We start from the raw sequence: 11,449 nt of genomic DNA, 5'->3' as shown, positions 1-11,449 counted from the left end.
TGGCTTTGGCACGACGGCGACGAAAGTGGTTTGAGGGCCTTTGGGCTCAAGCTGAAATTGACCCAAGTCTGCACAAGTTCGGACTCGCTTGAAACATCGAAATCTCTAATGGATTATCTGGGTTCAATGTCAACCTGAGCTCCATCAACCGGCGCATCAACCTGCTGTCTGGCATTTGCCCCGAAGCCATTGCCCTGCTGCAAGACCACCAGTTCACCCCGGATGTGACGCGCATCTTGCGCAACATGAAAGCCGCCCGCCAAGTGGAGGCGGTGGAGCTGATGGTGGCCAGCAACACCATTACCGTGGCGCATGTGGAGGCACTGCTCAAAGCCACGCCGCCCGAGCAGCGTGCGGATGTGCCACCACCGGAGCGCGACAGCAAATGGGATGCACAGCGCAAGCTCTTTGAGTTTATAGCGCCAAGGCAGTAGTTTTCAACCTTCTCTGTTGGCCGTAACGGATGAAAAATTGCGGCTATCAAATCAAGGCTTCCAGCCCCTTGCGATCGAGCAGACTGAGCAACTTGAGGGAAGGGCCGCTGGGATGCTTGTCCGCCACCTCCCATTTGCGCACTGTCGATAAGCTGGTGTTCAGCACTGCCGCTAGCACGGATTGACTCAACTGAAGTCGTTCACGCAGTGCACGAATTTTTTCGCTGTCATAGGGCGCAATAGGTTCAAGACACAGCAGATCAAACTTGACCATTTTGCGTTTGTCGATAAAGCCTAGCCGATGCAGATCAGCGGCCGTTTCATGCACGGCATTGTGGATTTGTGCGGTTGCGTCTTGCCGCGCTCGTACTCTGAAAAAGCGCAACTGCCTCCACCAAACAAAAGTCCCGCTTCGACCTGGCGCAAACCCAATTTTTTGTGCGTGGTACGCTGGGATGCCGCTATTTCTGCATCAACTTGCGCACTAAACGCGTCCGGTTGATGGCCGTGTGGATTACACCAGCGAGTGGGTGCGCAACCAGTCTCGCAAAGCCTCATTCATGCGTGTCTGCCATCCTGCCCCGGTGGAACGAAATGCTGCCAGCACGTCTGGGCTGTACCGCACTGCCACTTGTTCCTTGAGTGGCCCACGGTTTGGCCCGCGAGTACGGGCACGGCCAACTACGACACCACCTTGCTTCAGAACGGCACCTTCCCAGTCGGAAACACTGGTGATTGGGCTGTCAGGGTCATTGACCATTTCAGTCGGGGAAGTTTTTCCAGTAGATGCGTTCTTCATGCTTTTCTGCCTTTCTAATCGAAATTACGTGGTCTGCATTGCCGCGAGCGGTATGCACCACAAACACCACATTGCCATTCCACAGACCCAGCGTTTGCAGCCGCAATTCGCCGTAAGCATCACGCGCATCTTCGCGAGTGATGGTAAAGCCCTCAAACACTGTCTCGCATCCCAAGAAGTCAAAACCGTGGTTCTTGATGTTGGCTTGGCGTTTGACTTCATCGAATGTGACCATGGGTAAATTGTAGATGCAAATTAAATAAAAGAAAAGTATTTTGTAGATGCGCTTGATTCTCTGAACTTGCGGGCCTATCAACCGTGCTCAGGCTCATTGAAGCGGGAGAGCTACGAATGGAAATCAACCGAGAAATCCGACTACCGCAACCGTGAACGTCTGCCAGCATGGCGGCTTAATTGGCCTTGAACAGAATGTGACTCGATATCTCCATACAAAAAAGCCATGGATTCGGGTTCAAAAAGTGTGTGTTCTCTGTTCTTAAAAAATAAAAAATGCGTTTTCAAAACCGTCAATATGTTTTTTTAGGCACTTACTTTCTCGAACTCATCTTTGGAAGCAGAGGCAAAATTCAATGAAAACAATGGGTTGTGCGTGTGCGTTCTGTACATAGTTCGGCGAATACTTTGAGAACAAAGAGCAATTCGTAATCGAATTTTGAGTGAAAAGTGGTGTAGAGGTGGCGGAAGCCGCGCCGTTTGCTGTGCACATGGCACAGACAGGTTTCATGCTTTTCACTGGGGGAATGGGGAAATTTAGGCAAAAAAAATGCCAGCCTTGAAAAGCTGGCACAGTTTATGAAGTGGTGGCCCGGGGCGGAATCGAACCACCGACACAAGGATTTTCAATCCTCTGCTCTACCGACTGAGCTACCAGGCCTAAGCAGCATATTATAGCAATGCATTTTTGGCATTTTCTTCAATCCAGGAAACTTTTACCCGCGCTTGCGAGACAGGTCTACGCCAAGCTGCTTGAGCTTGCGATAGAGGTGTGTGCGCTCCAAACCCGTTTTTTCAGCCACCCGTGTCATTGAACCATTTTCTTTGACCAAATGGAATTCAAAATAGGCTTTTTCATATTCGTCGCGTCCCTCGCGCAAGGGTTTGTCCAGCATGAAACTGCGCGTTGCTTGCGTTGACACATCCTCAACGGCAGGTGAAATGCCAACAATGTCAGGGGATAGAGGGCGCGTCTGGGACAACTCCACAGAGCGTTGATCAGGCGGCGCAATGTGCTTACGCAGCGATCCGCGCGTCAATCCCTGCTCAACGGCTTTCAGCAGTTTTTGCATCGTGATCGGTTTTTCCAAGAACGCCAATGCACCAATTCGGGTTGCTTCGACCGCCGTGTCGATGGTGGCATGACCACTCATCATGATCACTGGCATGGTCAGCAACCCAGTTGTTGACCATTCTTTGAGCAAAGTGACGCCATCCGTGTCGGGCATCCAAATGTCAAGCAAAACCAAGTCTGGGCGTTCATTCAAACGCGCGACACGTGCTTGTGCCGCGTTTTCTGCCACCTCAACGCTATGACCTTCATCGTTGAGAATTTCACACAACAGATCACGAATGCCAAGTTCGTCATCCACCACCAAAATGTTTGCCATGTTGTCGGGCTTCCCTTGAAAAAGTGATGTGTTGTGCGAGTGACCTAGCTTTGTTGCACGCTTTTATCATTGCCGATGGCGAATGATAACGACACTTGCGCCCCGCAAATCAGACCATCCTTCATGCGATTGACGATCTCGACTCGGGTACCGTGTTCATCGGCAATTTTTTTCACCACAGCCAGCCCCAAGCCGGTTCCTTTGTCTTTGGTGGTGACATACGGCTCAAAGGCACGCTTGAGAATGTGATCAGAAAAACCTGTACCGCCATCTGCCACACTCATGCGCACGCGCTTCGCGGCTGCGAGCCACTGGGTTTTCAGCATGACAGGCTCCATGGTTTCGCAGTTGGCACTGAGCGTGGCATCCTGTGCATTTTGAAGCAAGTTGTGCAACACCTGGCGCAACTGCTGCGCATCTCCCAAAATGGAGGGGCAGTTGGGGTCAAGCTCCGTTTGAATATGTACTTCGTGGTTGGCATGGTAAAGATTAAGCACATCTTGTACCAGTGCGTTGATGTCCACAGGCTTGAGGTCTGCCGCGGGCAACCGTGCGTAGTCTCTGAATTCGTTGACCAACCGCTTCATGGCCTCTACCTGATCCACGATGGTTTTGACTGATTTGATCAACAAAGCCTGCTCAGTCGCTGGCAATTTACCGGTGAGCTTCATTTCCAGGCGTTCGGCCGAAAGTTGAATGGGGGTGAGTGGATTTTTAATTTCATGCGCCAAACGGCGCGCCACCTCGCCCCAGGCTTGGGCACGCTGCGCGGAGACGATTTCTGAAATATCGTCAAACACCAGCAGTCGCTGCTGACCTGGCAATTCAGCACCACGAGCCACCAACGTGATGAGGTCATTCGCAGGTCGTCCGATTTGAGCAGTGCCGCTGGCACCTAACTCAAATGACTGTTGCCAATGATCCAAGCCACGCGCTCCTTCATGTGCTTCAAACGCCACAAATTGAGCTTGAACATTGAGCCCCAAAGTCTCTAAACCTTCAATTTCTGACATCAATTTGCCTTCGAAAGCGGCCAACGGCGTGCGCAAAATTCGAGTTGCCCCGGGGTTAGACGAGACAATCACGCCACGCGCATCCAGCACCATCACGCCAGCCGTCAGATTGTCAAGAATGGTTTGTAAATTTAAGCGTGCCGAATTCACCTCTTCCATGCTGACCTGAACCGCTTGGCGCGCGTCAGAGAGCTGTTGGGTCATGTTGGCAAAAGAACGCGTCAAGCCATCTAATTCATCCTTGCCTTGCAGCGACGCCTTGGGGGTTAGATCGCCCGCGGCCACTTGCCGCACCCCATCGGCCAACAACAGCAAGGGGCGGGCAATTTGGTTACCCAAAAGCACGGCCAACAACACACCACCAAACACCGCCATGAATAGACTCAAGGTGAGGGTGGCCACATACATGCGTTTGAGCCCATCACGTGCCAACGCTCTTTCTTGGTATTCGCGGTTGGCTTGCGTCACGGCCAATGCATCACGTACCAGAGATGATGGCAAAGTTTTGATGGCCAACAAATAACGAGATTCACCCAGCGCAGAGAGTCGGTTACTGCTGACCCATACCAGTGCTTTGATTTGAGCGTTCACGTCTGACGCAGGTTGAGCCTCATCAAGACCCTCAATCCAGGTCACTTGCCGCTGTGTGCGAGCCGCGCGAAACTGGGCTGCAGTGGGTAAATCGGGGTTGATTTGGTAACGTGATTTACCCGCGGATGCAATCAGTCGTCCTGATGAGGCCCAGAGCATCAGATCTTCTGAAGACAAGGCATCTCGGGCGCGAACCAAGGCCAGCGCCATGCCAGCATCAGATACATCAGTCAGCTGAGCAGCGGCAGCCAGGGTTTTACTGGACAAATCTGTCGCCAAGGATTCAAGTGTGCTGCGCCCCAGGTTCAACCCAGCCTCCAGAGCGCCCTCCACCTTGACATCAAACCAGCTCTCAATGGAACGTGTCACAAATTGGTAAGACACCACATAAATCAAAACACCAGGCGCAAAGCCAGCCAAAGCAAACACGGCTGCCAACTTGACCAGCAGCCGACTGCCGAATTTTTTTTGTTTCAACCGTGACAGCAGCCGAAACCCAACCCAGACAATCACCAGCAACAACACCGCCGCCACCACCAGGTTGATGACAAACAGCGGCGCGTAGTTGCGCTCATACACATCACGGTTGGCGGTGGCTTGTGTCAATAAAAACAGCAGCACCAGCCCGATGGCCACCATGGCGGTGAGCCCCAAACCCACCACCCAACGGATCGCCTTTGAACTGGACAGACTTGTCTGAAGGTGGGTCACTGGTTCACTCATGGCCGCACATCAGCCGTAAAAGCCTGGGTTGACGACAAGGAGATTTGCCAATCTGATTGACCCAAGGTACCAATTTGCAAAGGTCTGGGCAGTTGCGTGACATCTAGATTGAACCGAAATTGCACCCCATAGGTGACACCAGCCTCAAGCTGACTGGCCTCGGCAATGCGCCAATGCGAAAGACGCTGAACCGCATTGAGCGCATCTTGCAAGTTGTCAAAATTCTGATTCAGTGTGAGGCCTTGCTCAGTCTCAGTGACCGCCCCAGCGTTCACATTCAGCCGCCAGCGGCGCGTCAGGGGGTGATAGCTCAAACGCTGGTAGCGCTGAACACTGCTGACTTTTTTGTTAAGCCAATACCAGCGTTCACGAACCACATCCACTTCAGAGACAAAATGCACAGGGATGCCCTTCAGCAAAGCATCTTCCACAACCGTTGGCAACTCAAACTTGAGCGCGGTCGACAACCACAAACCCTCTTCGTTGTGCTCCAACTTCAGACTCGGAATTGAAACACTTTGCGCCATGCCAGCACTGGGCAGCAGCCAGCAGCACAAAGCTACCAAAAGCCAAGCCACCCAGTCAGGCAGCTTCTTTTTCGAGCAAGGCGTAGAAAAAACCATCATGGTCACCGAGTGGCGCGTCCATAAACAAGCGATTGGGTGTCACTGCACCCGGCATCATATGACCCGGTGTGGGCAACCATTTGGCAGTGCTATGGCTGGCAAGAAATGCCTGAATTTGCCACTCCCCCTCTTCTTTGAATACGGAACAAGTGCAATAAAGCAACCTGCCCCCAGGCGCCAACACCGTCCAAAGCGCCTTCAGCAATTTGGACTGCGTGGCAGCGAGTTGGGCAATGTCTGTGGGGCGGCGTAGCCAACGAATATCTGGATGGCGCCGCACGATGCCAGAGGCCGAACAAGGGGCATCCAACAAAATGGCATCAAAAGGAACGCCATTCCACCACGACTGAACATCCGCCGCATCCCCCACTTGGGTTTGCGCAGCAAGCTGGAGCCGCTCTAAATTTTGGTGAATGCGCGCCACTCGGTTTGCATCTACATCCAGCGCCAGCACCGACACATCAGCCAATTCCAGCAAATGAGCCGTCTTGCCACCCGGCGCAGCGCAGGCATCCAGCACCCGCAAGCCACCCCGCTGAGACAACCCAGACAACAGCAAGGGAGCCGCACACTGTGCGGCTGCGTCTTGCACCGACACCCAGCCTTGCGAAAAACCTGGCAGCGATTGAACGACCACGGAGCCACTGAGCTCCACACCAAACTGCCCAACGGGAATGGCAGCGATGCCCGCGGACTGCAATTGCGTCAAATAGGCATCGCGACTGACTTTGCGGGGGTTGACGCGCAGTGTCAGCGGCCCTTGGCGGTTGTTTGCAGCCAGCAGCGCCTGCCAGTGGTCTGGCCAATCTTTTTGGAGCCGCTCAATCCACCAAGCAGGGTGGTTCCAACGGGCAGCCACATCGTGCTCGGTGTGAGCCATCAAGGTCGATCGCTCACGCAAAAACCGCCTCAAACACGCATTGATGAAGGCCGCTTGTGGTTTGATGGCTGGTGTTTTCTTGGCTGCCTCAATGGCCTGATTCACCAACGTGAAATCATCATAGGGCGCATCTTCACTGGGGCACAACAGCGCCAAGGCAGTGCACAGCAAAGCATCTGCCGCCGCGGGTGGTGACTTGGGTGCCAGCAACTGACGCAGCGCTTGAGCGCGCCCAAGCGTGCGCAACACAGCAAAACTCAAAGACTGAACACCCGCACGCAAGGGCGCCGCCACAGCGTCCAGCGCAGCAGTGCCCGACTGGCCACGCCTGATCGACAAGATCACGTGAGCGGTGGCTTGCAATTGCCGCCAAAGCGGTGGTGCCAAATGGGAATTCATTTGAATCAAAAAATATACATAAAAAACGCCTCAAGCCCTTATGAATAGAGCGTGAGGCGCTATTTATTTAATATCAATCAACTCACTCTGCGGCCACATCCTCGTTTTGCGCTTCGTCACTTTCGCTGGCCAACTCGGCAGCTTCAGCTTCGGCAATGGCGCGGCGCTCAGCGTCATCCATGTTTTCACGAATTTTGCGTGCGTCATGGTAAGCCAAGCCTGTGCCAGCCGGGATCAAGCGACCCACAATCACGTTCTCCTTCAAGCCGCGCAAGCTGTCACGCTTGCCCATGATGGCCGCTTCGGTCAGCACGCGGGTGGTTTCCTGGAAGGAAGCTGCACTGATGAAACTGTCCGTCGACAAAGAGGCTTTGGTGATACCCAGCAGCAAGTTGGTGAAGGTGGCGGGCACCTTGCCTTCAGCACGCAATGCATCATTGGTGTTGAGCATTTCAGAACGCTCCACCTGCTCGCCATTGATGTAAGTGGAGTCTCCAGCGTTTTCAACCACCACACGACGCAGCATTTGGCGAACGATCACTTCAATGTGTTTGTCATTGATCTTCACACCTTGCAAGCGGTACACGTCTTGCACCTCGTCCACGATGTAGCGTGCCAACTCTTCGGCACCCAGCAAGCGCAAGATGTCTTGCGGGTCGGCAGGGCCGTCCACCACCACTTCGCCCTTGTTGACGATCTGGCCTTCGTGCACCAAGATGTTCTTTTCTTTGGGCACGAGTTCTTCCCAAACTTTGCCTTCGGGGTCGGTGATCTGCAGGCGAATCTTGCCTTTGGTTTCCTTGCCAAAAGAAATGGTGCCAGTCATCTCGGCCAGCACGCCCTTGTCTTTGGGTGAACGCGCCTCAAAGAGCTCCGCCACACGTGGCAAACCACCGGTAATGTCGCGGGTTTTTTGGCCTTCAACAGGAATACGTGCCAAAACTTCGCCGGGGCCCACATCCATGCCGTCGCGCACTTGCACCAAGGCACCAATCGGGAAACCAATCGTCACAGAATGGTCTGTGCCTGGAATTTTGACTTCGTTACCCGCAGCATCGATCAACTTGACGATGGGGCGAACCACCTTGGCAGAGCCACGGTGTTTGGGGTCAATCACCACCAACGTAGACAAACCTGTCACCTCATCGACTTGTTTGGCAACGGTCAAGCCTTCAACCACATTCTCAAACAAGGCCTTGCCAGCGTATTCGGTGATGATGGGGCGAGTCAAGGGGTCCCAGTTGGCCAAAATGGTGCCGGACTTGATGGTTTGGTCGGCCTTGATGGTCAAAATCGCACCGTAAGGCACTTTATGACGCTCGCGCTCGCGGCCATGCTCGTCGTGAATCACGACTTCGCCAGAACGAGAAATCACCACCAGTTCGCCTTTGCCGTTGGTCACATAACGCATAGTGGCATTGAAGCCGATCACACCGTTGGACTTGGCTTCCACGCTGGATGCAATGGCCGCACGAGAGGCTGCACCACCAATGTGGAACGTACGCATGGTCAGCTGGGTACCTGGCTCACCGATGGATTGCGCAGCAATCACACCCACGGCTTCACCACCATTGACCAACCCACCACGACCGAGGTCGCGGCCATAACACTTGGCACAAATACCAAAGCGGGTTTCACAAGTCAGGGCGGTGCGCACTTTGACCTCGTCCACGCCCGCAGCTTCAAGTTCATCAATCAAGTCTTCATCCAGCATGCTGCCAGCCACTGCCAGCACCGACTGGTTTTCTGGGTGCAACACATCGTCTGCCGTGGTGCGACCCAAGATGCGGTCGCGCAACGATTCAATGGTTTCACCACCTTCGACAATGGCGCGCATCAAATAACCACTGTGGGTGCCGCAATCTTGCTCAGTGACCACCAAGTCTTGCGTCACATCCACCAGACGCCGGGTCAAGTAACCTGAGTTGGCTGTTTTCAACGCCGTGTCGGCCAGACCTTTACGCGCACCGTGGGTGGAGATGAAGTACTCCAGCACGTTCAAACCCTCACGGAAGTTGGCGGTGATAGGTGTCTCGATGATGGAGCCGTCGGGCTTGGCCATCAAGCCACGCATTCCGGCCACCTGACGAATCTGGGCGGCAGAACCGCGCGCACCAGAGTCCGCCATCATGTAGATGGAGTTGAATGACTCTTGCGGCACCAAATTGCCATGGCGATCGATCACAGTTTCTTTGGACAGCTGACCCATCATCACTTTGGAGACTTCGTCACCCGCCTTGCCCCAGATGTCCACCACCTTGTTGTAGCGCTCACCGGCGGTCACCAGACCAGAGGTGTATTGCTGCGCAATTTCTCTGACTTCTTTTTCTGCATGCTCAATGATGCTTGGCTTTTCAGTGGGCACCAGCATGTCTTCAATCGAAATGGAGATACCGGCACGCGTGGCCAGTCTGAAACCATATTGCAGCAACTTGTCTGCAAACACCACGGTTTCTTTCAACCCACATTTGCGGAACGAGACATTGATGAGCTTGGGGATTTCTTTCTTCTTCAATGCCTTATTGATGTTGGCAAAAGGCAAACCCTTGGGCAAGATTTCAGACAACAAAGCGCGTCCGGCAGTGGTTTCCCACAGCTTGGTCGAAGGCACCAACTCACCGGTTTCCTTGTTTTTGCTGTATTCGGTCAGGCGCACGTTGATGCGGCTGTGCATCTCGACTTCGCCCGCGTCAAAGGCACGCTGCACTTCCCCTACGTCCGAGAAAATCAGGCCTTCGCCCTTGCCGTTGATCTTTTCACGTGTGGTGTAGTACAAGCCCAAGACCACGTCTTGAGACGGCACGATGGATGGTTCGCCATTGGAGGGGAACAGCACGTTGTTGGAGGCCAGCATCAAGGTGCGGGCTTCCATTTGCGCTTCAACAGACAACGGCACGTGAACCGCCATTTGGTCACCGTCAAAGTCGGCATTGAATGCGGCACACACCAGCGGGTGCAACTGAATGGCTTTGCCTTCAATCAAAATGGGCTCAAAGGCCTGAATGCCCAGCCGGTGCAGCGTAGGCGCACGGTTGAGCATGACCGGATGTTCACGAATCACCTCTTCCAAGATGTCCCACACCACAGGTGTGCCAGATTCGACCTCTTTCTTGGCAGCTTTGATGGTGGTGGCAATGCCCATGGCTTCGAGACGGGCAAAGATGAACGGCTTGAACAACTCCAGCGCCATCAACTTGGGCAAACCACATTGGTGCAGCTTGAGGGTTGGCCCCACGGTAATGACTGAACGACCAGAGTAATCCACGCGCTTGCCCAGCAAGTTTTGACGGAACCGGCCGCCCTTTCCTTTGATCATGTCGGCCAAAGACTTCAGGGCACGCTTGTTGGCACCGGTCATGGCTTTGCCGCGGCGACCGTTGTCCAGCAGCGAGTCAACGGCTTCTTGCAACATGCGCTTTTCGTTGCGAGCAATGATTTCAGGCGCTTTGAGTTCCAGCAAACGGCGCAGACGGCTGTTGCGGTTGATCACACGGCGGTACAGGTCATTCAGGTCAGAGGTCGCAAAACGACCCCCGTCCAGCGGCACCAACGGACGCAGATCGGGCGGCAACACCGGCAGCACATCGAGCACCATCCACTCAGGCTTGATGCCTGATTTTTTGAATGCTTCAAGCAGTTTGAGGCGCTTGGTGTTCTTTTTGATCTTCAGCTCGGAACCACTGGGGTCATTGCGCAGCTTCTCGATTTCGCTGTCAATGTCCAGGTTTTGCAGCAAATCCTTGACGCCTTCAGCGCCCATCTTGGCTTGGAATTCGTCACCATACTCTTTGAACTTGGCATCAAAGTCGTCTTCAGACATGATGCTGTACGGTTTCAGCGGCGTCATGCCAGGGTCGGTCACCACATAGGCTTCAAAATACAACACGCGTTCAATGTCGCGCAGCGTCATGTCAAGCACCAAACCCAAACGGCTGGGCAATGACTTCAAAAACCAGATGTGGGCGCAGGGTGCAGCCAGGTCAATGTGACCCATGCGTTCACGACGCACTTTGGTCTGGGTGACTTCAACACCACACTTTTCGCAAATCACGCCGCGGTGTTTGAGGCGTTTGTATTTACCACACAGGCATTCGTAGTCTTTGATGGGGCCAAAGATCTTGGCGCAAAACAGACCATCGCGCTCAGGCTTGAACGTGCGGTAGTTGATGGTCTCGGGTTTTTTGACTTCACCAAATGACCAAGACCGAATTTTTTCGGGCGAAGCCATGCCGATGGTGATGGCATCAAAATGCTCATCAGGCGTGAATTGCTTGAACAGGTCGAGTAACGATTTCATGACTGTTAATCCTTTTGTTTAGTTGAGGGCAACACCCAGCGATGGCTCGCAGTGGTTGTTGC

At 53.8% G+C, this 11,449-nt stretch carries 9 protein-coding genes, 1 tRNA gene and 1 pseudogene; 1 reads left to right on the top strand and 10 read right to left on the bottom strand.

All coding sequences use genetic code 11. The features are described from left to right. Positions 1-95 precede the first annotated feature (95 nt). On the top strand, positions 96-434 hold the full coding sequence (locus PHT20_RS10475; RefSeq protein ID WP_366520922.1) for a plasmid partitioning protein RepB C-terminal domain-containing protein: 339 nt from the start codon (positions 96-98) through the stop codon (positions 432-434). Positions 435-480: 46 nt separating this feature from the next. Here PHT20_RS10475 and PHT20_RS10470 read toward each other — a convergent pair whose 3' ends face one another. The 10 genes and pseudogenes from PHT20_RS10470 to rpoC form a co-directional block, all read right to left on the bottom strand. Next, a complete protein-coding gene (locus PHT20_RS10470) occupies positions 481-762 on the bottom strand; it encodes a helix-turn-helix domain-containing protein (protein WP_301020484.1) in 282 nt (93 codons plus the stop codon). Positions 763-779: 17 nt separating this feature from the next. After that, a pseudogene (locus PHT20_RS16740) lies at positions 780-872 on the bottom strand (type II toxin-antitoxin system MqsA family antitoxin); the annotation flags it as partial. Positions 873-948: 76 nt separating this feature from the next. Continuing rightward, a complete protein-coding gene (locus PHT20_RS10460; protein WP_301020486.1) occupies positions 949-1,194 on the bottom strand; it encodes a BrnA antitoxin family protein in 246 nt (81 codons plus the stop codon). Between the two features lies 1 nt (position 1,195). Beyond that, positions 1,196-1,468, bottom strand: coding sequence for a BrnT family toxin (locus PHT20_RS10455; RefSeq protein ID WP_300087688.1), 273 nt, complete (start codon positions 1,466-1,468; stop codon positions 1,196-1,198). A gap of 584 nt (positions 1,469-2,052) precedes the next feature. After that, positions 2,053-2,128: transfer RNA gene (locus PHT20_RS10450), tRNA-Phe, on the bottom strand. Between the two features lie 55 nt (positions 2,129-2,183). Beyond that, positions 2,184-2,858: a response regulator gene (locus PHT20_RS10445; protein WP_301020482.1), complete on the bottom strand. Its 675-nt coding sequence runs from the start codon at positions 2,856-2,858 to the stop codon at positions 2,184-2,186. 44 nt (positions 2,859-2,902) lie between these two features. Next, positions 2,903-5,185 (bottom strand): ATP-binding protein, encoded by a 2,283-nt coding sequence (locus tag PHT20_RS10440; protein WP_301020481.1) that lies wholly within the window; start codon positions 5,183-5,185, stop codon positions 2,903-2,905. Beyond that, the gene (locus tag PHT20_RS10435; protein ID WP_301020480.1) at positions 5,182-5,811 is read right to left on the bottom strand and encodes a DUF4390 domain-containing protein; all 630 of its coding nucleotides are present in this window, start codon (positions 5,809-5,811) and stop codon (positions 5,182-5,184) included. Before PHT20_RS10435 ends, PHT20_RS10440 begins: the two co-directional genes overlap by 4 nt. Beyond that, a complete protein-coding gene (gene rsmB / locus PHT20_RS10430) occupies positions 5,768-7,090 on the bottom strand; it encodes a 16S rRNA (cytosine(967)-C(5))-methyltransferase RsmB (RefSeq protein ID WP_301020479.1) in 1,323 nt (440 codons plus the stop codon). The genes PHT20_RS10435 and rsmB overlap by 44 nt, the downstream gene beginning before the upstream one ends. An 82-nt stretch (positions 7,091-7,172) precedes the next feature. Further along, positions 7,173-11,387, bottom strand: coding sequence for a DNA-directed RNA polymerase subunit beta' (rpoC, locus tag PHT20_RS10425; protein ID WP_301020478.1), 4,215 nt, complete (start codon positions 11,385-11,387; stop codon positions 7,173-7,175). Between the last annotated feature and the right edge of the window lie 62 nt (positions 11,388-11,449).

The sequence above is a fragment of the Rhodoferax sp. genome (genome assembly GCF_028715765.1).
Taxonomy (GTDB): Bacteria; Pseudomonadota; Gammaproteobacteria; order Burkholderiales; family Burkholderiaceae_C; genus Rhodoferax.
This window is presented reverse-complemented; position numbering and strand designations above follow the sequence as displayed.